Source organism: Amycolatopsis tolypomycina (genome assembly GCF_900105945.1).
GTDB classification, from domain to species: Bacteria; Actinomycetota; Actinomycetes; order Mycobacteriales; family Pseudonocardiaceae; genus Amycolatopsis; species Amycolatopsis tolypomycina.
The window spans coordinates 4,033,038-4,052,526 of the sequence record NZ_FNSO01000004.1; the positions used below are offsets into that span (position 1 = coordinate 4,033,038).

The 19,489-nt window shown below is 72.7% G+C and carries 26 protein-coding genes; 11 read left to right on the forward strand and 15 right to left on the reverse strand.

Annotated elements, in window-relative coordinates; genetic code table 11:
* Nucleotides 1-125: 125 nt before the first annotated feature.
* The 8 genes from BLW76_RS28395 to BLW76_RS28430 all read right to left on the reverse strand — a co-directional run bounded on the left by BLW76_RS28395 (nucleotide 126) and on the right by BLW76_RS28430 (nucleotide 3,440).
* Nucleotides 126-302 carry a hypothetical protein gene (locus BLW76_RS28395; protein WP_167384760.1) on the reverse strand — a complete coding sequence of 59 codons (177 nt, stop codon included), beginning with the start codon at nucleotides 300-302 and terminating at the stop codon, nucleotides 126-128.
* Nucleotides 302-544, reverse strand: coding sequence for a hypothetical protein (locus BLW76_RS28400; protein WP_091312927.1), 243 nt, complete (start codon nucleotides 542-544; stop codon nucleotides 302-304). Before BLW76_RS28400 ends, BLW76_RS28395 begins: the two co-directional genes overlap by 1 nt.
* Nucleotides 541-777 (reverse strand): hypothetical protein, encoded by a 237-nt coding sequence (locus BLW76_RS28405; RefSeq protein ID WP_091312928.1) that lies wholly within the window; start codon nucleotides 775-777, stop codon nucleotides 541-543. The genes BLW76_RS28400 and BLW76_RS28405 overlap by 4 nt, the downstream gene beginning before the upstream one ends.
* Complete coding sequence (locus tag BLW76_RS28410; RefSeq protein ID WP_143060698.1) at nucleotides 774-1,043, reverse strand: hypothetical protein; 270 nt, start codon at nucleotides 1,041-1,043, stop codon at nucleotides 774-776. Before BLW76_RS28410 ends, BLW76_RS28405 begins: the two co-directional genes overlap by 4 nt.
* Nucleotides 1,044-1,105: 62 nt before the next feature.
* A complete protein-coding gene (locus BLW76_RS28415; protein ID WP_091312934.1) occupies nucleotides 1,106-2,284 on the reverse strand; it encodes a helix-turn-helix domain-containing protein in 1,179 nt (392 codons plus the stop codon).
* Nucleotides 2,285-2,368: 84 nt separating this feature from the next.
* Nucleotides 2,369-2,587: a hypothetical protein gene (locus BLW76_RS28420; RefSeq protein ID WP_143060699.1), complete on the reverse strand. Its 219-nt coding sequence runs from the start codon at nucleotides 2,585-2,587 to the stop codon at nucleotides 2,369-2,371.
* A gap of 32 nt (nucleotides 2,588-2,619) precedes the next feature.
* Entirely contained in the window at nucleotides 2,620-3,054 is a 435-nt protein-coding gene (locus tag BLW76_RS28425) for a hypothetical protein (RefSeq protein WP_091312938.1), read from the reverse strand.
* Nucleotides 3,051-3,440: a DUF6907 domain-containing protein gene (locus tag BLW76_RS28430; protein ID WP_167384567.1), complete on the reverse strand. Its 390-nt coding sequence runs from the start codon at nucleotides 3,438-3,440 to the stop codon at nucleotides 3,051-3,053. Before BLW76_RS28430 ends, BLW76_RS28425 begins: the two co-directional genes overlap by 4 nt.
* 19 nt (nucleotides 3,441-3,459) lie before the next feature.
* Here BLW76_RS28430 and BLW76_RS49905 point away from each other — a divergent pair, with 19 nt between their 5' ends.
* Entirely contained in the window at nucleotides 3,460-3,717 is a 258-nt protein-coding gene (locus BLW76_RS49905; protein WP_279627740.1) for a VOC family protein, read from the forward strand.
* Between the two features lies 1 nt (nucleotide 3,718).
* Here the strand turns inward: BLW76_RS49905 and BLW76_RS28440 are convergent, their stop codons facing one another.
* The 4 genes from BLW76_RS28440 to BLW76_RS28455 all read right to left on the reverse strand — a co-directional run bounded on the left by BLW76_RS28440 (nucleotide 3,719) and on the right by BLW76_RS28455 (nucleotide 5,775).
* Nucleotides 3,719-4,141, reverse strand: a complete 423-nt coding sequence (locus BLW76_RS28440) for a DUF6292 family protein (protein ID WP_091312944.1) — start codon at nucleotides 4,139-4,141, stop codon at nucleotides 3,719-3,721.
* A gap of 83 nt (nucleotides 4,142-4,224) precedes the next feature.
* Entirely contained in the window at nucleotides 4,225-4,875 is a 651-nt protein-coding gene (locus BLW76_RS28445) for a phosphoribosyltransferase (RefSeq protein WP_091312947.1), read from the reverse strand.
* A 4-nt stretch (nucleotides 4,876-4,879) separates the two neighbouring features.
* A complete protein-coding gene (locus BLW76_RS28450; RefSeq protein ID WP_091312950.1) occupies nucleotides 4,880-5,218 on the reverse strand; it encodes a DUF6221 family protein in 339 nt (112 codons plus the stop codon).
* 29 nt (nucleotides 5,219-5,247) lie between these two features.
* Complete coding sequence (locus BLW76_RS28455) at nucleotides 5,248-5,775, reverse strand: copper resistance CopC family protein (protein ID WP_091312953.1); 528 nt, start codon at nucleotides 5,773-5,775, stop codon at nucleotides 5,248-5,250.
* Between the two features lie 391 nt (nucleotides 5,776-6,166).
* On the opposite strand from BLW76_RS28455, the gene BLW76_RS28460 reads away from it, so the two are divergent.
* From BLW76_RS28460 to BLW76_RS28480, 5 genes are all read left to right on the forward strand, one after another.
* Nucleotides 6,167-6,754: a hypothetical protein gene (locus BLW76_RS28460; protein ID WP_091312956.1), complete on the forward strand. Its 588-nt coding sequence runs from the start codon at nucleotides 6,167-6,169 to the stop codon at nucleotides 6,752-6,754.
* A 3-nt stretch (nucleotides 6,755-6,757) separates the two neighbouring features.
* Nucleotides 6,758-7,666 carry a copper resistance D family protein gene (locus BLW76_RS28465; protein ID WP_091312959.1) on the forward strand — a complete coding sequence of 303 codons (909 nt, stop codon included), beginning with the start codon at nucleotides 6,758-6,760 and terminating at the stop codon, nucleotides 7,664-7,666.
* 24 nt (nucleotides 7,667-7,690) lie between these two features.
* Nucleotides 7,691-8,665, forward strand: a complete 975-nt coding sequence (locus tag BLW76_RS28470) for a cupredoxin domain-containing protein (protein ID WP_091312963.1) — start codon at nucleotides 7,691-7,693, stop codon at nucleotides 8,663-8,665.
* A gap of 66 nt (nucleotides 8,666-8,731) precedes the next feature.
* A complete protein-coding gene (locus BLW76_RS28475; protein WP_091312965.1) occupies nucleotides 8,732-9,208 on the forward strand; it encodes a hypothetical protein in 477 nt (158 codons plus the stop codon).
* A complete protein-coding gene (locus BLW76_RS28480; RefSeq protein WP_091312969.1) occupies nucleotides 9,205-9,834 on the forward strand; it encodes a cupredoxin domain-containing protein in 630 nt (209 codons plus the stop codon). The genes BLW76_RS28475 and BLW76_RS28480 overlap by 4 nt, the downstream gene beginning before the upstream one ends.
* Nucleotides 9,835-9,941: 107 nt before the next feature.
* Here BLW76_RS28480 and htpG read toward each other — a convergent pair whose 3' ends face one another.
* On the reverse strand, nucleotides 9,942-11,831 hold the full coding sequence (gene htpG / locus BLW76_RS28485; RefSeq protein WP_167384762.1) for a molecular chaperone HtpG: 1,890 nt from the start codon (nucleotides 11,829-11,831) through the stop codon (nucleotides 9,942-9,944).
* Between the two features lie 191 nt (nucleotides 11,832-12,022).
* Here htpG and BLW76_RS28490 point away from each other — a divergent pair, with 191 nt between their 5' ends.
* The 5 genes from BLW76_RS28490 to BLW76_RS28510 all read left to right on the forward strand — a co-directional run bounded on the left by BLW76_RS28490 (nucleotide 12,023) and on the right by BLW76_RS28510 (nucleotide 18,364).
* Complete coding sequence (locus BLW76_RS28490; RefSeq protein ID WP_091312975.1) at nucleotides 12,023-12,949, forward strand: CE1 family esterase; 927 nt, start codon at nucleotides 12,023-12,025, stop codon at nucleotides 12,947-12,949.
* A 91-nt stretch (nucleotides 12,950-13,040) separates the two neighbouring features.
* On the forward strand, nucleotides 13,041-13,502 hold the full coding sequence (locus BLW76_RS28495) for an HNH endonuclease (protein WP_013226091.1): 462 nt from the start codon (nucleotides 13,041-13,043) through the stop codon (nucleotides 13,500-13,502).
* A 107-nt stretch (nucleotides 13,503-13,609) separates the two neighbouring features.
* Nucleotides 13,610-14,962: a protein kinase domain-containing protein gene (locus BLW76_RS28500; RefSeq protein ID WP_091312978.1), complete on the forward strand. Its 1,353-nt coding sequence runs from the start codon at nucleotides 13,610-13,612 to the stop codon at nucleotides 14,960-14,962.
* A gap of 109 nt (nucleotides 14,963-15,071) precedes the next feature.
* Nucleotides 15,072-17,207 carry a hypothetical protein gene (locus tag BLW76_RS28505; protein ID WP_091312981.1) on the forward strand — a complete coding sequence of 712 codons (2,136 nt, stop codon included), beginning with the start codon at nucleotides 15,072-15,074 and terminating at the stop codon, nucleotides 17,205-17,207.
* Nucleotides 17,208-17,221: 14 nt separating this feature from the next.
* Nucleotides 17,222-18,364 carry a S53 family peptidase gene (locus tag BLW76_RS28510; protein ID WP_244170345.1) on the forward strand — a complete coding sequence of 381 codons (1,143 nt, stop codon included), beginning with the start codon at nucleotides 17,222-17,224 and terminating at the stop codon, nucleotides 18,362-18,364.
* 57 nt (nucleotides 18,365-18,421) lie between these two features.
* On the opposite strand, the gene BLW76_RS28515 is transcribed toward BLW76_RS28510, so the two are convergent.
* Nucleotides 18,422-19,078 (reverse strand): response regulator transcription factor, encoded by a 657-nt coding sequence (locus BLW76_RS28515; protein ID WP_091312986.1) that lies wholly within the window; start codon nucleotides 19,076-19,078, stop codon nucleotides 18,422-18,424.
* A 4-nt stretch (nucleotides 19,079-19,082) separates the two neighbouring features.
* On the reverse strand, nucleotides 19,083-19,472 hold the full coding sequence (locus BLW76_RS28520; protein ID WP_091312987.1) for a hypothetical protein: 390 nt from the start codon (nucleotides 19,470-19,472) through the stop codon (nucleotides 19,083-19,085).
* Between the last annotated feature and the right edge of the window lie 17 nt (nucleotides 19,473-19,489).

Below are 19,489 nucleotides of genomic sequence, written 5' to 3' on the forward strand. Positions count from 1 at the left end.
TGCGGCCAGCGGGCGGGGGCGCAGACACGAAGCCGCCCGCCGCGCACGGAGGGAGGACGGCGCGACGGGCGGCGTGGGTTGCCCGGCCGCCGCAGGCTCGGGGGACACTGCGGCGGCCGAGCGGATCAGGGGTCCCGAGGTGCTGGCGGCTGCTCGGGTTCTTCGCCGGGACTGCTCGACTCGGTGCTGGTGCTGGTGCTGCTGGGGCAGGGGCGCTGGTTCCGGACCTGGGCCGTCATCTCCTGGGCCATCGCGCGGGCGGCCGTCTCGATGCCCTCGAAGCCCTTCCCGCTGAACGCCATCAGCCGGCCACCCAGCACGCGCGGCAGCACAGCCTGTGGTGCCCGCTCCCGGGCGCCGGACGGTCCGAGATCTCGACCCGGGCGTGCCGCTCCGGGTACAGCGGATCGGCGCTGTGGGCGGGCACCAGCCAGTCGACGCCCGGGTCCGCGAGATCGGCCTTCAGGTAGCGGTGGATCTGCCTGTCCTCGCGGTGGTACCGGGCCGCCCACTCGCTCGCGGCCGGCGCCGTCACGGCGGTCACCGTCCGCCCTCTCGCTGCCACCAGGTGAGCAGCACCCGGCGGATCACCTCGGGCAGCTCGGCGCCGATCTCCTCCAGGGGCATCAGGGCGGTCTTGCCGTCGACCCGGATTGCCGGCTGAGTGCCGTTCTTCGCCGTGTCGACGAGGCCGAACTGCAGGTCCGTCGGCCGTCCCTCAGCGTCGGTCGTCCGGAACGACCGGAACAGCTGCCAGCCCTGCTCTCCCGGGCTCATCGCTGGTTCCGCCGCTTCTTGATCTCGACGCGCGCCCGCAGCTCCTCGACGTCGAGGAGCGTCATCATCGCGTTGAGACTGATCTGGCCGTGCACGCTGCCGTCGTCCGGCGGTTCAAGCACGGCGGTCGGGCCGTCGCCGATCGCCATCGCACCGACCAGCCGGCCTCTGTGGTCGGTCGTGACGCCGGTGATGACCGGCAGTTCCGTACCGGTGCTGTCCACCGTCATGACCAGGCGCTCACGCTGCCATCCCCGAGACTTCATGATCGCCAGCGTGCGCGCTGGAAGCCGTCGGAGTTTGCCACCCAGGCAAACACTCGGATGGGCTACACGGGCAGGCCGGCCCGGTAGGCCATGCCGCGAAGCTCGCGGCCGATCTGGTCACGCTTTGCCTTCGCGACCAGCTCCGAGAGGATCGAGCGCATAAACGGGTGCCGGTGGATCCGCGCGGGCGAGATCAACTCGGCCTGGCGCAGCATCAGCACGGCGTCGTTCCGACGCTTCGGCAGCCGGGCGAGGGCCCGCCCGTACTCGCGGTAGTAGGCGGACTTCCTGGTCGGCGAGGGCAGCGCTTCCGGGTTCACGGTCTCAGCGATCTTCGCGGCCTCGCTGTGCTCGCCGGCCTCCAGCGCGACCGACATGCGCCACACGCCGACGTTCGACGGGCCGAACCCGAACCACAGCGCGTTGCTCTCGCCGGTGTGGTCCGCGAGATCGGCGGCATGATCGAGCGCAGCGAGCCGCTCGGCGTTGTTGCGCTGCGCGGCCGAGACGAGGGACGACGTCAGCGTGAGCATGCCCGCCAGCTGCGCCTGTTCCGGCGTCCCGGTGCCTGGCAAGGACGTCCGCAGCGTCTCCTCGGCCATGTCGAACCCGCCGGCCGCCAGCAGCCCGAAGGCCGTGCCGAACCCGCTCACGGCCGTGAACAGCGGCTCGTCGAGCCGCTGCGCCGCGTCCTGGGCGAGCATGGCCGCCTGCCACGCCAGGTCCAGGCTCGCGCCGATGTCGCCGAGCCACGCTTGTGTGCCCTGCACGTGGGTGAGCACGAGCAGGCGCAGCACGGCGCGTTCGTCGCGGTGCGCCTGCAGGGTGCTGTGCAGGTCCCGGATCAGGCCCGGCAGCTTCTCGCCGACGAGGCCGTAGTCGCAGTCCCGCTGCGCGGTGAGGATCGCCGTAACCCGCGGTTCCAGGACCTCGGCGGGGAGGACCCGGCCGCGCGGTTGACCCATGCTCACGGCGAGCAGGGCGAGGCGCACCTCGTTCAGCGATCGGTCCTCTTCCAGCTCCCCGGGCGTGGTGAGCGCGCTCCCGGTGATCTCGCTCGGCGCGACCTCCAGCGCGTCGGCGAGGCTCACGATCAACGACCGACGATCGAGGGCGCGGTCGCCGGACTCCAGGCGGGACAGGTAGGACGCTGAGATGCCCGCGCGGCCGGCCACGACGGCGAGCGACTTGCCGCGGGCGTGGCGGATCTGGCGCAGGTTGTCGCCGATCGCCGAGGGCATGGCGGGTACTCCTCTTCGCGGGGCCTCTCCGCGTGGCCCCGGGAGCTACCCGGGGCCGGTCCTCCGCGAAGAGGTACGACCAGGCTACCGGTCGTCGGCGGCGGCCTCGCGGAGACGGACGATCTCGACGAGCGTTCCCACCACGCCGGCCAGACCAGCGAGCGCGACGACGCCAAACACGGCGCGCGCCGCGGGCTCGCCGAGGACGTCCGGCACGAGCGCGCCGACGGCGCCGAGCACGGTCACGCCGGCGAGCAGCAGCAGCGCGACGCCGGTGATCCAGGCGAGCCGATTGGACCTCATGTCCGCCCACGTCGCGTGGATCACGTGGGCCGTTACACCGCGGCCGCGGACCGGTGCGGCACCACCGGTCCGCCCGCAGGCCCCGGACGCTGGGCTGTGGCCCACCGCGCCCGGGAGCACTGCTCGTCTTCCTGGATCAGGCGCCGGTACGCCTCGATGGCCTCGTCGTACCTCGCTGGCTCTGGCAGGTCGACCTCTCCGAACGTCTTGTACAGCGCCGCCTCGTACTCGGCTGCGTCGCGCACGGCGTGGAGACCGCGCAGCTGGGCCTCCAGGAAGACACACAGCGCGCGGGCGACGAGCTGCTCGAGCAGAGGTGCTTCCGTGGCGGGCTCCAGCTCGGCGAGGACCGCGTCGTCGGCGCGGGCTCGGACGTCGTGGGCGACCAAGTCGTCCAGCTCGCGGGCGAGTCGGTTGTCGTCGGCCAGCTGCGCGACGAACGCGGCGACGTCGATGGGCTCGTTCATCGCTGCGCCCCCTCGGCCTTCCGGGCCTGCTTGGCCAGCTTGAGCAGCATCCGGCCGACCTGCTCGGCCTCGGCCACCGTGAACACAACGCCCCGGCCGTGCGCCGTCGACTCCGGTGTGATGCTGATCTGCGGGCCGACCTCGCGGTAGCCCTGGTCCATCCCGACGGTCAAGCGGACCGGCACGAGCTGACGGCCGCCGTAGACCGGGGTCAGGTCCTCCAGCGACGGTTCGGCGAGCACCGGCTCAAACTCCATCCCGGCCTTGGAGAAATGCCGCCGGTCGTCGGGGTGCTGGGCCTCGCGGTGCCCGCCGACGCACCAGGACGGGCACGGAATCACGTCGGCGGTACGCAACCAAGTGGGGGTCTCAGTAGTCTTCTTCACGGGTCGGACCTCAGTTCCGATCAAGGCCCTCGGCTGGTGTTCGCAGCACCGCCGGGGGCCGACTGCCTTGATTACTTGTTGGCAGCCTCTATCGGAGGACAAGGCGGTCAAGAACCGGCTGCACCTGGACCTCGCCCCGGTGGAGCAGGACCAGCGGGCGGAGGTCGAGCGCCTGGTGATGCTCGGCGCGAAGGTCCTCGACGACCCGGCCGACGATCCGTGGATCGTGCTGGCGGACCCGGAGGGGAACGAGTTCTGCGTGCTGCCGCCCCGTTGAGTCAGGCTTGCCCGACCGGGTCCCCGGCGTAGGCGGCGAGCCGCTCGTCGAACCCGTCCGCGGTGCCGGGTCTCCGGAAGTCCGGTGCGTCCGGCTGCCCTGGGTACTGTTCGCCGTACAGGCCGGTCACGAACGCGACGACGGCTTCCGGCGGTGGCAGGACGTCCTCGCCGAGGTAGGCGAGCACGATGACTTCGTCGCCGGTCGCCGACTCCACGGCCGCGGACCAGCCGTCACGTTCGTCCCACAGCAGGGCCGTTTCGTGGTCGGGGAAGCGCGCGAGCCGCCGTTCGAGCGCGAGGTACGCGCCCGCCGGGACGTCGACCTCGCAGAACCAGGCCGGCGCGTCCAGCTTGGCCGCGACGACCAGCAGGTACTGCCGCAGCCCGCGCGCCGCCGCGCCGAGCCCGTCCCGTTCACTCATCCCGCTCCCGCCCCTCCGGTCGGTGGCCCCATCGGGTGATACCCCATCACCCATCGGGTCAACCCGACACACCCCGGGTGGAGTCAGCGGGTGAGCAGGCCCAGGACGTCGTCGTCACCCAGCTGGCGGAAATCGGCGTACCACTGGCCGACCGCGCGAAATCCCCGCGGCTCGGCGACGCAGACGACGTCGTCGGCTTCGAGCCGCACCCGCGCCGCCGCGCCCGGCGCGGCGACCGGGGCCGCGAACACGAGCGTCCGGGGCCGGGCAGCGCGGACCTCCCGCAGGGCCGCCGTCGCGGTGACGCCGGTCGCGAGGCCGTCGTCGACGAGGAGGACGTCACGGCCGCTGACGCCGGGCGGCTCCCGGCCGGCGCGGTAGCGCTCGCGCCGCCGCCGGGCCTCGGCCTGCTCCCGGCCTTCGGCCCGCGCCATCCGTGCCGCGGTCAGGTTCAGGGCCCGCAGGGCGGCTTCGTCGTAGATCGCCGGGCCGTCCGGGGTGATCGCGCCGACGCCGTATTCACGGCGGCCCGGCGCACCGATCTTGCGCGCCACCACCACGTCCAGTTCGGCGCCGAGCCGCCGCGCGACGACGGCGGCCACCGGCACCCCGCCGCGGGCGAGGCCGAGCACCAGCGGCTCGGCCCACCGGCGGCCCCGCAGGGCATCCGCGAGCCGTCGGCCGCCGTCCTCGCGGTCGGCGAAGACGCGCGGCCGGGCTTCCCACGCGGGCATCAGGTCACGGGCGCCACTCGTCGCGCCAGTCGGGGTGGGCTTCGTACACGGAGGCGATGAGCTTGACGGACGCGTCGTCGTGGGCGTCGCGGATCTCGCGGCGCAGGAACTCGGCCTTCTCCGCGAACGGCACCGGGTGCCGGTCCTCCATCGCCTCGACCGGCCCGCCGGCGAGCAGCAGGCCGTCGCCGTCGTCGGCGTACATGATCCGCAGCCGCCCGCGCCGTTCGGCTTCGTCGATCAGCGGCAGTTCGCCCGCCCGGACGCGCTCTTCGTCCTCCGCGAGCCGGGCGAGCACGAATTCGTCGAGCTTCGCGGTCGTGGTGTCGTCGAGGTTCGTCATGGGCCCGGGATACCCGCCAGGGCCCGGCCTCAAGCGTCCGCGCGGCTCAGGCGCCGGGCCACCGCGAACCCGGTGCCGAGCAGGACGGCACCTCCGGTGAGCCACGGCCACAGCGGTACCGAGCCGTCGCCGTCCTGGGGCGCGACCGCCGGCTCCGCCACTCCCGGACCCGCCACGGTGAGCCGGAACGGGACGGTGCCGGAGACCGGGTGGCCGTCGGCGGAAGTCACGCGGTACCGGATGGTGTAGGCACCGGCCGGGCCGAGGGGACGCAGCGGCGCGGAAACCCGGTCGTCCACAACGGACGCCGGACCGGCCTCCCAGTGCGAGGTCCCGTCGGGCCCGAGGACCGCGAGCTCGGTGAACCGGTTCTCCACCTGCTCGTTGAACTCGAGCACGGCCTCGGCCGGGCCCGCGGCGAGCGACGCGCCCGCGGCCGGCGAACTGGACACCAGGACGCTGTGCGCGTCCGCGGCGGGCGCGCACCACAGGGCCGCGCCGCCGGCCGCCGCCAGCGCGGCGGCGAGGCGGACCGGGAATGACCAGCGGGAAGTCATGGTTCCTCGCCTTCGGAGGGAATTCGAACGACGAGCGGAACCGTAGCGAGCGGATCGGGCACCACGGCGGAAAGCCGTGAAACGCCTGTGTTAAGCAATTCTCACCGCCGCGGCGGAACCCGGCCCGGCAATCGGGCAAATCGGGCCGCTACTCCGGTAGTCCGCATCATCGGTCACCCGAACAGCTCAGTGAACGCGGCTTTCGGCGCAGCTTCTCACCGTTGCGCGCCGCGCGCGGGCCGCTCGACTTTACCTGTCCTTCACGTGAAGATCACCCCGCGAAACGTGCCGGCTGGTTTATTGCTCCCACATCCCGTTCTTTCCCCGCCGCTCCGGAATTGCCCGAGAACCTTTCCGGGAAACGCATTCCCGCTCTTTGGAGGACGAACCCGTGCGAGGACCCGCCCTGCGCCGTGACCACGTCATCGCCGCGAGCCTGGCCGGCGCGGTCGTCATCGTCGTCGGCTACGCGTCCGGCATCGGCCTGCGTCCGGGCACCGCGGCGGCCACCCCGCCCGTGGTCGCGGACGGCGGGCATCCCCCGGCCGCCCCGCAAACGCCTGCGCCGCAACCACTTCCGGTCGGCCAGCTGCCGACGGGCGGCCCGCCGTCCCCGCTGCCCGCGGTGCCGGTCGGCGATGTGCCGGCGGCTCCGATGCCATCGATGCCCGGCGCCGTCCCGATCCCGGATCCGGGCTCCCCCGATCCCGGTTCCCCGCCTTCTTCCCCGCCGCCGTCCACCTCACCGGCGCCCCCGCCGGGAACCGACGTGCCGACGTGCCAACCCGGTGTGCCGCAACAGGTCCTGGACACCGTCGGCGGGCTGCCGCTGCTCGGCGCGGTCACCTCCGGGCTCGGGGTGACCGGGCCGGACGGCGTCGGCGCGCTCGTCCTCGGCTACTGCCGCAACCCCGACGGCGGCCTGGAGCCCGCGATGGTCCCCGCGACCGCCGTCACGACTGTCCCCAGTGGACGGTGAGCCGTGGAACCCGTCAAGGCGTGGTACGTCCTCGCCCGAACCGTCGACTACGCCGGTCTCACGCTGTTCGCCGGCGGCCTGCTGTTCCTGGCCGTGCTCTGGCCCGCCGGTGCCGGCCACCGCGGCGCCCGCGCGGTGCTGGTCACCGGCTGGGTCCTCGGCCTGCTCGGCACGCTCGCCGGCCTCGGCCTGCAGGCGGCGTGGGCCGCGCAGCGCCCGCCCGGCGACTTCCTCGCCTGGGACCTGCTCGGCCAGGCGCTCGACAGCCAGTTCGGGCGGATCTGGTTCGCCAGGGCGCTGCTGTGGCTGCTCGGCGGGGTCGTGCTGGCCTGGCTGCTGCAACGCGGCCGCGACGCCGCCACGGCGTTGCCCTGGCGGGTCGGGGCCGGCGCGATCCTGGTCGGCCTGCTCCGCACGACCGGGCTCACCGGCCACGCGGTGGAGAGCACCCGGCCGTGGCTGACGCAGCTGGCGGACTTCGCGCACCTGGCGGGCGCTTCGGCGTGGATCGGCGGCCTGGCCGTGCTGCTCTTCGGCGTCCTGGCCCGCCGTGACCCCGAAGAACTCGCCTCGGTGATCCCGCGCTACTCGAAACTGGCGATGACGTCGGTCGCCGTCGTGGTCGCCGCGGGCGTGGTGCTCGCGTGGCAGACCGTCGGCAGCGTCGGCCGGGTGTTCGGCACGTCCTACGGGCAGACGCTGCTGGTCAAGCTGGGTGTGCTCGCCGTCGTGCTGCTGGCCGCCCAGTTCAGCCGCCGCTGGGTGGGCCGCCGCCTCGACTTCGCCGTCGTCCTGCGCGGGGACGCCGGCACCGTCCGTCCCTTCGTCCATTCCGTCGCCGCCGAGACCACGCTCGTGCTCGTGGTCCTCCTCGCAGCGAGCTTCCTCGTCACGGCCAGCCCCGGCCGCTGATCGCCCTGCGAAAGGAGTCCCTCGATGGACAACCCCACCCCCACCGCCCCCGAGCAGCCGGAGGTGGTGCGGCGACGGCGGAACTGGCCGATCGCCGTGGCGATCGTCGCGCTGGCGACGGCGTTGTTCAGCCTCGCCACGCTGCGCGGCGGGCAGACCGAGCAGGCCGCGCCGACCCAGGCCGCGAACGTCGACCTCGCCGCGCTGGCCCAGCAGGGTCCCCTGGCCGTCCCGCTCTACCAGGGACTGGTCCAGGAACAGGCCGGCGGGGCCGCCGCCCCGGCCGCGGCGCCGTCCGGCAAGTCGGTCGAAGCCATGGGCTACAAGTTCTCGCCGGCCGACCTGACGATCGCCGTCGGCGACACGGTGACGTGGACCAACCACGACACCGCGCCGCACAACATCGTCGTCACCGACGGGCCGGAGAAGTTCACCTCACCGACGCTGCAGACCGGCCAGACGTTCAGCCACACCTTCACCAAGGCGGGCAAGTACTCGTACTACTGCTCGATCCACCCGGACATGAAGGCGACCGTCACGGTGACCGGCGCGGCCCCGACCGGCGCCCCGCCGACCTCGACCCCGACGTCCACCCCGACGTCGGCGCCGAGCCACCCGATGCCGGCCCCGTCCACCCCGGCGGGCGGCGGTTCCTGCGTGCCGAAGGCGGTCCTGCAGCCGATCCTCGACCACATCAAGAGCGCGCACCTGGAGACCTCACCCGGTCAGCAGGTGCAGGACATCCTCAACCTGGACCAGTACATCAAGACCCACACGGTGTGGCTGGAAACGGTGCTCGCCCCGGCGTTCGACGGTTCGGGCGGTCAGGTCCTCACGGACACGCTCGCGCCGATCGTCGCGCACATCAAGAGCGCGCACCTGGAGGAGTCGCTCGGCCAGCAGGTGACCGACCTGCTGAACCTCGACCAGTACATCAAGACGCACACGGTGTGGCTCGAGAACGTGCTCACGCCGTTGCTCAACCAGGCGAGCTGCTGATCCGGAGCGGGTGGCCCGGTCTCCCCCGGGCCACCCGCTCTTCCCTTTCCCCGGAGGCCATCCTTCATGTCCGACACCGCAGTCCTGCCCGCCGCGACCGGCTACGCCCTGCGCCGCGACCGGTGCGTCATCGAGGTTTCCCCACGGCCACCGCTGGTCCGCAGCCGCCTGAGGGCGACCGGCGGGCACTGGACACCCGGCGCCGCGCTCACGGTCACCCTCGACCCCGGCTCGCTGCGGACGCCGGTCCCGTTCCTCGGCCGGGCGTTCCGCGGCGAGGAGCTGACGTTCACCGCGGCCGAAGTCGCCGAAGACCCGTTCGTCGTCGAAGGCAGCGTGGCCGGGCGCACGGTCCGGCTGAAGGGCGACGTCCGGCACCGGGACGCCCGCGGTGTCGTGGTCTGGGCCGCCGGGGTGGTGCTCCCGGCCCGCCGGAAACCCCGGCACGCGGGCCGGCTCGCCCGGCTGCTCGCCGGGCGGCGGCTGCGCGTCGAGATCGCGATCGAGTTCGTCACCGAGTCCGTCACCGGATTCGTCCGATGAGGCGCGCCGCCCTGGCCGTCGCCGGCCTGCTCGTGTTCCTGAACGTGCCGTTCGCGGGACCGGCCACCGCCGCGACGCAGCAGGTGATGATGCAGGACTACGCCTACTCCCCCGCCGCGCTGACCGTCCGCGTCGGCGACACGGTCACCTGGATGCAGCACGACCAGGCCCCCCACGACGTCGTCACGACGAGCGCGCCGGTCGCCTTCCGCAGCCCCCAGCTGTCGGCCGGGCAGAGCTGGAGCTACACGTTTCGCCAGCCGGGTACCTACCAGTACTACTGCTCGGTGCACCCGGACATGCGGGCCTCGGTGACGGTGCTGCCCGCCCCCACGCCCGCACCGCCGAAGCCCGCGACCACCGCACCCCGCACCACGCCGCGGCAGACCACGGCGGCCGGCACCCCGGCCGCCGCCGCACCGCCGACGACTCCCCCGGCCACCACTCCGCCGCCGACCGCCACCGACCCGGCCGCGCCTGCCGCGCCCGCCGCCGAGCCGCAGCCCGCGGTCCAGCAGGCAACCGCGGCGACGCCGGCCACCCTCGACCCGATGCTGCTGGTCGCGGGCCTCGTCACCGGAATCGCGGTGCTGTGCCTGCTCCTGCTGAGCTCCCGTCGGGCGTGAACCCGGATCTCGCGTGATCAGAACCGGATCTCGCGTGATTGGAGCCGGAACCGGCGAGTTCCGGCTTCAATCACGCGAGTTACGGGCCCGATCACGCGAGTTACGGGTCAGAGGGTCTTCTCCAGGCGGCCGGCCAGCAGCTTGATGAACCGGGACGGGTCGGCCAGCTCGCCGCCCTCGGCGAGCAGGGCCATGCCGTAGAGCAGCTCGGCCGTCTCGGCCAGGCCCTCCTCGTCCGGCCGGGCCGCGTGGGCCTCGCGCAGTCCCGTGACCAGGCCGTGGTCCGGGTTGAGCTCGAGGATGCGCTTGATCGGCGGCAGCTCCTGCCCCATCGCGCGGTACATCTTCTCCAGCGTCGGGGTGAGGTCGTGGGTGTCGCCGACGATGCAGGCCGGCGACGTCGTCAGCCGCGACGACAGCCGCACCTCCTTGACCGACTCGCCCAGCGCCGTGCCCATCCACGTCAGCAGGCTCTCGAAGTCCTTGTTCTGCTGCTCGCGGGCGACCTCGGTGGCCTTCTTGTCCTCCTCCGACTCGAGATCGACCTGGCCCTTGGCGATGGACTGGAACTGCTTGCCGTCGAAGCCCGGGACCGCGTCGACCCACATCTCGTCGATCGGGTCGGTCAGCACCAGCACCTCGTAGCCCTTGGCGCGGAACGCCTCCATGTGCGGCGAGTTCTCGATCGCGGACCGCGACTCGCCGGTCATGTAGTAGATGTGCTCCTGGCCGTCCTTCATCCGCGAGACGTAGTCGCGCAGCGACGTCGGCTTCTCGGCGTCGTGCGTCGAGGCGAACGACGAGATCTCGAGGATGGCTTCGCGGTTCTCGAAGTCGTCGAGCAGGCCTTCCTTGACCGCCCGGCCGAACTCGCGCCAGAACGTCGCGTACTTCTCGGCGTCCGCGGTCATCATGGTCTTGACCGTCGAGAGCACCTTCTTCACCAGGCGACGGCGGATCAGCTGGATCTGCCTGTCCTGCTGCAGGATCTCGCGCGAGACGTTGAGCGAAAGGTCCTGCGCGTCGACGACGCCCTTGACGAACCGCAGGTACTCGGGGACCAGCGACTCGCAGTCGTCCATGATGAAGACGCGCTTGACGTAGAGCTGCACGCCGCGCTTGCGCTCCCGCAGGAACAGGTCCATCGGCGCGTGCGAGGGCAGGAACAGCAGCGCCTGGTACTCGAACGTGCCCTCGGCCTGGAGCCGGATCGTTTCCAGGGGGTCCTGCCAGTCGTGGCTGACGTGCTTGTAGAACTCGTGGTACTCGTCTTCGGTGACCTCGCTCGACGAGCGCGCCCAGAGCGCCTTCATCGAGTTGACGGTCTCGGCCTCTTCGCCCTCGCCCTTCATGCGGATGGGCCAGGTGATGAAGTCGGAGTACCGCTTGACGATCTCGCGGATCTTCGCCGCGGACGTGTAGTCGTAGAGGTGGTCCTCGGTGTCCTCGGGCTTGAGGTGCAGCGTGACCGCGGTGCCCTGCGGCGCGTCCTCGACCGGCTGGATCGTGTACGTGCCCTCGCCGGTCGACTCCCAGCGGACGCCCTCGGCGGTGCCCGCGCGGCGCGTCACCAGGGTGACCTTGTCGGCGACCATGAAGCTGGCGTAGAAGCCGACGCCGAACTGCCCGATCAGGTCCTGCGACGCCGCGGCGTCCTTGGCTTCCTTCAGCTTGGTCAGGAAGTCGGCGGTGCCGGACTTGGCGATCGTCCCGATCAGGGCGACGACCTCCTCGCGCGTCATGCCGATGCCGTTGTCGCGCACGGTCAGCGTGCGCGCCTCGGGGTCGGTCTCGATCGCGATGTGCAGGTCGCCGGTGTCCGCCTCGAGGTCCTTGTCGCGGTACGACTCCAGCCGCAGCTTGTCGAGGGCGTCGGAGGCGTTCGACACGAGCTCCCGCAGGAACGTGTCCTTGTTCGAATAGATCGAATGGATCATCAGCTGGAGCAGCTGACGCGCTTCCGACTGGAACTCCAGCGTCTCGATCGGGGCAGTCACTTCCATTCCTTTCCGCATGTCCTGGGATGCACTCGGGATGCACTCGGGGACGTCCTCGGGCCGACGTTGGGTCGATCCTACCGAGCGGGTCCGACAGTTTCCGAGACCGCGCACTTTATGAACGCAATGGAGCGCCCGGCGGCTCCCGGTGTGATGCTGGCCACGCCCCGCTGCCGATCAAGGAGGATCGAGTGCCCGGACGCTTCCCCCGGTGGACGGCCGTGTTCGCCGCGGCCTGTGCCCTGACCACCGCCTTCGCCGCGCCCGCCGCCGCGGCCGGCGTCGCCGACCACCCCGTCCCGACCACCGGCTGCGGCCGTCCCGCGGGCTTCCCGGCCGGGGTGACGACCACCCGGCACGTCACCTCGGGCGGCCTCGACCGCGAGTACACCGTCCACCTGCCCGCCCACTACCGTCCGTGGCGGCCGTACCCGCTCGTCCTCTCCTTCCACGGGCACAAGCGGACGTCGCAGTACCAGGAAGAGCTGTCGGGCTTCTCGGCGCTGGACGCGATCGCCGTCTACCCGCAGGGCCTGATCGGCACCGACGGCGAGTCCGCGTGGACAGGGGCGCCCTACTCGGCCGCCGCGGACGACGTCCGGTTCACCGGCGACCTGCTGAACCAGCTGCAGCGCACGCTCTGCGTCGACCCCGGCCGGATCTTCGCGGCCGGCAAGTCCAACGGCGGCGGCTTCGTCGGCGTGCTGGCCTGCCGCCTGGCGAGCCGGATCGCCGCGTTCGCCCCGGTGTCCGGCGCGTTCTACCCGCAGGGCGGCGCGTGCCACCCGAGCCGGCCGGCGCCGATCCTCGACTTCCACGGAACGGCCGACACGACGATCCCCTACACCGGCAACCCGGCGAAGGGCCTGCCCGCGATCCCGGACTGGCTGGCGGCATGGTCCACAAGGGACGGTTGCCGGCCCGGCCCGGTGTCGTGGTCACCGGTCGAGGGCGTCGTCGCCCAGAAGTGGCGGGGCTGCGCGCTCGAGCACTACCGCGTGGAAGGCGCCGGCCACGTCTGGCCCAGCACCCGGCCCAACAACGATTCCGCGACACCCACGGTGATCGACGCGACGCCGGTCATCTGGCGCTTCTTCCGCGCGCATCCCCTGCGCTGAAACACGATTGACGCAGGTCAAGCCGCTCGGCGACGATGATTTCCCACAGGCGGGAGCCATCCCGCGTCCCCATCGTCGAAAGGAGTGCGCTGTGAAGGTGCTCGTCCTGAACGCGGGTTACGAACCGCTGCAGACCGTTTCGGTCCCGCACGCGATCCGCATGCTCGTGCGGCACGTCGCCGAGATCCACGAGGCCGAAGAGGGCCTCGCCTACGGTCTGTTCCCGCGCCCGAAGATCGTGCGGTTACTGCGCTACGTCGTCATGAAGTGGCGATATACGCAGCCGCCGCGCTGGTCCCGGCGCGGCGTGCTGGTCCGTGACGGCCACCGCTGCGCCTACTGCGGGCAGCGCGCCACCACGATCGACCACGTGACGCCGCTGAGCCGCGGCGGCGCCCGGACCGACTGGCTCAACACGGTCGCCGCGTGCGGCGGCACGGCCCGCAGCTGCAACGCCCGCAAGGCGGACAAGCTGCCGGGCGAAGCCGGGATGAAGCTGCGGTTCACGCCGTACGTCCCGGCGTGGGACCAGCTGCACCGGCCCGGCGCCTGAGCGCGGCCTGTCCGTCGGCACCCCGGCGGGCAGGCCGCTAGGCTCGAACCGATCGCCACCCCCATCCGTGTGCTCTGTGTGCTCTGGGGAAGGCCGGGGAGGTCGCCGTGACCGACGCAGGAGAGCTGATCGCCGGGCGCTACCGGCTGGCGACGAAGATCGGCCAAGGATCCATGGGTGTCGTCTGGCGCGCCCGCGACGAGCGCCTCGACCGGGTCGTCGCGGTCAAGCAGCTCGACTACGACGCCGCCATCGGGCAGGCCGCCGGGGAGCAGGCGAGCGTGCGCGCGCTGCGCGAAGCGCGGCTGACGGCCCGGTTGCGGCACCCGCACGCGATCACGGTGCACGACGTCGTCGAGGCCGACGGCGGGCCGTACCTGGTGATGGAGTACCTGCCGTCGCGCAGCCTGGCGGAGATCCTGCTCGACCGGGAGACCCTGCCCGCCGACGAGGTGGCGCGCATCGGCGCGCCGATCGCCTCGGCGCTCGCCGCCGCGCACGCCGAGGGGGTCGTGCACCGCGACGTCACCCCCGCCAACGTCCTGCTCGGCGAGTCCGGCGTCGTCAAGATCGCCGACTTCGGCATTTCCCGTGCCACCGGCGAAGGCACCGTGACCGGCGGCGGGTTCATCGCCGGCACGCCCGCCTACCTGGCGCCCGAGGTCGCCGGCGGCCACGAAGCCGGTTTCCCCGCCGACGTCTTCTCCCTCGGCGCGACGCTCTACCGCGCACTGGAAGGCGCTCCCCCGTTCGGCCAGGACGACAACGCGATCACGCTGCTGCTGCGGGTGGCGAAGGAGGAGGTCATCCCGCCGCGGCACACCGGGCCGCTCGCCGAGGTGCTGACCCGGATGCTGCAGCGAGACCCCGAAGCGCGCCCGTCGATGGCGGAGGTCCAGGAGCTGTTCGAGGCCGTCACCGGCGGCCGTCCGCTGCCACCGCCCCGGCCGCGGCCCCGGGCCGGCACCCGGCTGCTGCGCGTTCGCCGCCCGCGGCGCCGGCTCGTCCTGGCGGGCGCCGCGGGCGCTGTCCTGCTGGCTCTCGGCGTCGTGATCGGCACGGTGATCGTCCCGGACGGCACGCCGGTGGCCGCCCCGGTCTCGTCCGCCCCCGCGGCGCCGACGAGCCCGGCGCCCACGACACCGGCCGAGCTGGGTTGCGCCGCCCGCTACGAGGTGACGAACTCCTGGCCCGGCGGCTACCAGGTGCAGGTGACGGTGCGCAACGACCGGGCCGCGGGCCTGTCCGGCTGGAGCGTCCGCTGGACGCTGCCCGCCGGCCACCGCATCAGCGGCCTGTGGAACGGCACGTTCACGGTCGACGGTTCCACGGTGACGGTCGAAAACGCGGCCTGGAACGCGAAGCTCGACGCGGCCGCGTCGACGACCTTCGGCCTGATCGCCCTGACCGGCACCGGGAGCGACGCCGCCCGCCCGGCGCTCACCTGCCGGACGCTCTGAGCGCCGCTGGTCCGATCAGGGCAATTCGGGAAAGATCGCCCACCGGGCTCAACGGTCCGGGCGACTGGCTCGTCGGTAGTGGTGAATCGACCACCACACGGAGGTGCCAGTGCGAAGATGTCTTTCGGCGTTCGCGGTCCTGCTCGCCGGTTCGGCGGGGCTGACCGGGCTCGCCCCACCGGCCTCGGCCGCCGCCGCGGTCCCGTCGTCGACCGTCACGCTCGTCACCGGCGACCAGGTGACCGTCCGGACCGCCCCGGACGGCCGGGACTCGTGGGAGATCCGCCCCGCCGCGGCCAAGGGCATGGCACGGGCGCTGGTGCACCTGCGCCTCGGCGACCGGGACTACGAGGTCCCCGGCACCGCGCTGCCCTACCTCGGGCGCGGGCTCGACCTGAGCCTGTTCGACGTCAAGGCGCTGCTGGCCGGGGCCAAGGCGCCGGTGGACCCCGCGACGTTCGGCGCAGCGCTGGCCAAGCAGTTCACCCAGGACAGTGCCCGCGGCCGGTTCGGCGGCCAGGGGCTGTTCGCGAACGGCGTCCGGTACGCCCTCGCGGGCGCGCCGCAGCGGCAGGCGGCCCGGCCGCGGTCGGTGATGCGGACGGTCTCCGTCGACGCCACCGACATCGCGGGCAAGCCCGCCGACACCGGCGTCGCGTTCCTTTACAACACCGACGACGGCAACGCACTCGGCGCGGACGAGAACTTCAACTACTTCTTCGGCGGCACGGCCAAGTTCAGCGTGCCGGAGGGCAACTACAGCGCACTCGGCCTGTTCTGGACGCTCGACGCCGACGGCAACCCGACCGAGGTGCGGTTCAGCGCGCAGCCGGAGTTCGCGGTGAAGGCCGACGCGACCGTCCGCGTCGACGCGAAACGGGCGTCCAGCAAGGTGACCTGGGTGACGCCGCGCCCGGCGCTGCTCGACGACACCGGGTTCCTGTTCCGCCGGGCCGCCGTGACCGGGCCGGCGCTGCTCGTCGACTTCGACGCCGGGCCCGGCGTGCCGATCTCGGTGTCGCCGACGGCCGTCCCGGTGCGCACCGGCGCCCTGCAGACGTACCCGTACAGCAGGCTCGTGTCGCCGCCCGGGCCGGGCACGCCGTACGAATACGTGCTGCAGAAGGCGAGCGTCGGCGTGATTCCGCAGCAGCGGTACGTGATCACGGCGAAGGACGTCGCCGCGGTCGACGCCACCTACTACAGCGAGTACTCCTCGCTCGGCCTGCGGCAGCGCAGCGGGATGTTCTCGTTCGAGGACATCAGCGGCCGGGTGTCGCACCCGATCCAGCTGCCGCGGAAGCAGACCGAGTACGTCTCGGCGGCACCGGACCTGGGGTGGTTCGGCGGGTTCTCGAAGTACGTGCTGCCGGGGCCGTTCCCCGGCTGGGCCGGCGGCCAGCGCGAGCAGTTCCACAGCTACCGGGGCGGCTCGGCGGTGACCGAGGAGTGGAACCGCTTCCCGCTGCACCCGGCGGGCGCGGTGGCGCTGCTGCCGCTGTCCGACGGCCGGTCGTACACGCTGCCGGGCGCGACCCGGGCGGGCGACCTGCTGCGGTTCTCGATCACGCCGTTCAGCGACAACCAGCCGGGCCACACCGGCTTCGGCTTCTACGGCGAGTCGCGGGACACGATCACCGGGCACTACCGGTTCACCCAGGACGGCACGACCCTGGCCGAAGGCGAGCCGATGGGGGCCACCGAGGTCGGTTTCGCGCAGGAGGTCGCGCCCGGTCCGTCGACGCTGGGGCTCACGATCGACGCGGGGCGCACCGGGCCGATGTACCGGCAGAGCACCGCGACCCACACCGAGTGGACGTGGCGGTCGCAGCACGTCGCGGGGGCGACGCTGCCGCCGAGCCTGTACTGCGCCCGCGGGGACGGCGGCCCGGACCGGGAGTGCGCGGTCGAACCGCTGCTGACGCTGGGATACGCGGTCGGCGGGCTGCGGCCGGACGGGTCGACGGTGTCCGGCCCGCAGAGCCTGGACCTCACGGTCGGGCACCTGCAGCAGAGCACCGCCTCGCCGGTGACGGCGGCGACCGTGCAGTACTCGACCGACGGCACGACCTGGCAGGACGCGCCCGTCACCGCCCGCGGCGACGGGGTGTTCCACGCGGACTTCGGCGTGGTCACGCAGTCGTTCCGCGGCGCGGACGTCTCCCTGCGCGTCACCGCTTCGGACGCCGCCGGGGCGACGATCAGCGAGACGATCACCGCCGCCTACCACGTCTACACGTCATGAGGGGACTGTCCACTGTGAACAGAAGATGGCTGGGGGTGCTGGCCGCCGCGGTGGCGGCCGCCGGCGTGGTGACGCCGTCGGCGAGTGCGGCACCGGGTCCGCGGGCGGCGTGCCCCGAGCGACCGGGCGTGCTGCGGTGCCTCACCACGTACACGCCGGGTGCGGCCCGGGCCTTCGGCCCGGCCGGCTGGGGTGCCGACGACCTGGCGTCGGCCTATGCGCTGCCCGCCACGGCGGGGCCGGACACGGTCATCGGGATCTCGATCGCCTACGACGCCCCGAACCTGGAGGCCGACCTGGCCACCTACCGGGCGCAGTACGGCCTGCCACCGTGCACGACGGCGAACGGCTGCTTCCGCAAGGTCAACCAGCAGGGCGTGGCGGCACCCCTGCCGCCGTCCGACTTCGGCTGGGCGGTCGAGTCCACATTGGACGTCTCGATGGTGTCGGCGGCGTGCCCGTCGTGCCGGATCCTGGTCGTGGAGGGCAACACGCCCGGTTTCGCCGACCTGGCGGAGACGGAGGACACGGCGGTGCGGCTGGGCGCGAAGGTGGTGTCGAACAGCTACGGCGCGAGGGAAGGCGGCGCGGCGCTGGCGTACGCGAGCCACTACCGGCACCCGGGCGTGACGGTGGTGGCATCCTCCGGCGACAGCGGCTTCACGGCGGCGAGCTACCCGGCGGTCCTGGCCACGACGGTGGCGGTCGGCGGCACCTCGCTGGCCCGCGACCCGGATTCACCGCGCGGCTGGGCGGAGTGGGCCTGGCCGTACGGCGGCAGCGGCTGCTCGGCGTACATCGCGAAGCCGAAGTGGCAGAAGGACACCCACTGCAGCAAGCGGACGGTCGCGGACGTGTCGGCGGTGGCCGAGGACGTCGCGATCCACGTCGCGGACGCGGGCGGCTGGCTCCCGGCGAGCGGGACGAGCGCTTCGGCACCGTTCGTGGCGGGGCTGATCGGCCGCGCGGGTCACGCAGGAGTGACGCAACCAGCGGACATCTACGCTCGAGCGGCCGCGTTCACGGACGTGACAACGGGCCACAACGACCCGTCGGGCGCGGGCAAGAAGTGCGGCTGGGACTACCTGTGCGTAGCGGGCCCGGGCTACGACGCGCCGACGGGTGTCGGGGTGCCGAACGGCCTGGCGGGCCTCTGATCGCATGACATGAACGACCCTTTCCTGACGTCGGACGTCAGGAAAGAGTCGTTCATGTCAGTTCGGGCCGGGCACGCCCGGGCGGCACAGCCCGCGCTCGTACGCGAGCAGCCCGGCCCCGGTCCGGTGCGCGCACCCCAGCTTCCGCACCACCCTCGTCACGCAGTCCCGCACCACCGGTTCCGGCAGGCCCAGCCGCCCGGCGATCTCCGCGTTCGTGAGCGCCGCGCCCACGCCCACGAGCACCTGGGTCTCGCGGGCCGACAACCCGTCCACCCGCGCCAGCCGCTCGTCGCGCGGGCCGGACAGTCGCGTCGCCGCCGACACCAGGCGGCGGGTGGCGTCCGGGGACAGCACCAGGTGGCCGTCGGCCGCCAGCCGGACCACCTTGACCAGGTCCCGCCCGCGGGCCGACCGCAGCACGAACCCGGCCGCGCCGTCACGCAGCGCGCGCAGGATGCCCGCGTCCGAGTCGAACGTCGCCAGCGCCACCACCGCCGGGCGCCGGGGGAACTCTTCCGGCGGGCTCAGCCGCAGGTCGAGCAGCAGCACGTCCGGCAGCCGGCGGCGCAGGGTGACCCGGGCCGCCGCCGCGTCCGGAACCGCGCCGACCAGCTCGACGCCGTCCGCTTCGTCGAGGATCGTGCTCAGGCGCGCTCGCACCGCCGCATCGCGTTCGGCCACCAGGACCCGGACCGGCGGCGGCGCGAGCACCGCGTCAGTCCTTCGGCCGCAGGCGGATCAGCGGCAGGTCGGTCTTCGACGCGCCGACGAGGTCACGGCCGCCCGGACCGCGCAACCGCACCTCCCGGAACCGCACCGACGACAGCTGCGCGGCTTCGATCGGGTAGACGTCGCCGTAGCGCCTGATCTTGTCCACCAGCTCCTTGCCGAGCAGTTCGACGAGCCCGGCGTGCCGCGTCGCGCCGCCGCCCAGCGGGACGTCCAGTTGCTTGCGGACCTCGGGAAACCGCTGGTCGAGCTCGACGGCCAGCTGGTGGATCGTGACGTACGCCCGGCCGAACTCCGCGGCGTCCGGACCCGGCGGGATCTCCTGCAGCACCTTGACGAGCTTGTCGTCCATCCCGAGCTTGTCCCACAACGTCACGTCTTTCCTCCGCTCAC

Excerpts from the sequence above, each read along its gene's own strand:
- BLW76_RS28395 (WP_167384760.1), bottom strand. The coding sequence starts at position 302 with ATGGCGTTCAGCGGGAAGGGCTTCGAGGGCATCGAGACGGCCGCCCGC.
- BLW76_RS28405 (WP_091312928.1), bottom strand. The coding sequence starts at position 777 with ATGAGCCCGGGAGAGCAGGGCTGGCAGCTGTTCCGGTCGTTCCGGACG.
- BLW76_RS28410 (WP_143060698.1), bottom strand. The coding sequence starts at position 1,043 with ATGAAGTCTCGGGGATGGCAGCGTGAGCGCCTGGTCATGACGGTGGAC.
- BLW76_RS28415 (WP_091312934.1), bottom strand. The coding sequence starts at position 2,284 with ATGCCCTCGGCGATCGGCGACAACCTGCGCCAGATCCGCCACGCCCGC.
- BLW76_RS28420 (WP_143060699.1), bottom strand. The coding sequence starts at position 2,587 with ATGAGGTCCAATCGGCTCGCCTGGATCACCGGCGTCGCGCTGCTGCTG.
- BLW76_RS28425 (WP_091312938.1), bottom strand. The coding sequence starts at position 3,054 with ATGAACGAGCCCATCGACGTCGCCGCGTTCGTCGCGCAGCTGGCCGAC.
- BLW76_RS28440 (WP_091312944.1), bottom strand. The coding sequence starts at position 4,141 with ATGAGTGAACGGGACGGGCTCGGCGCGGCGGCGCGCGGGCTGCGGCAG.
- BLW76_RS28445 (WP_091312947.1), bottom strand. The coding sequence starts at position 4,875 with ATGCCCGCGTGGGAAGCCCGGCCGCGCGTCTTCGCCGACCGCGAGGAC.
- BLW76_RS28450 (WP_091312950.1), bottom strand. The coding sequence starts at position 5,218 with ATGACGAACCTCGACGACACCACGACCGCGAAGCTCGACGAATTCGTG.
- BLW76_RS28455 (WP_091312953.1), bottom strand. The coding sequence starts at position 5,775 with ATGACTTCCCGCTGGTCATTCCCGGTCCGCCTCGCCGCCGCGCTGGCG.
- BLW76_RS28470 (WP_091312963.1), top strand. The coding sequence starts at position 7,691 with ATGGACAACCCCACCCCCACCGCCCCCGAGCAGCCGGAGGTGGTGCGG.
- BLW76_RS28475 (WP_091312965.1), top strand. The coding sequence starts at position 8,732 with ATGTCCGACACCGCAGTCCTGCCCGCCGCGACCGGCTACGCCCTGCGC.
- BLW76_RS28480 (WP_091312969.1), top strand. The coding sequence starts at position 9,205 with ATGAGGCGCGCCGCCCTGGCCGTCGCCGGCCTGCTCGTGTTCCTGAAC.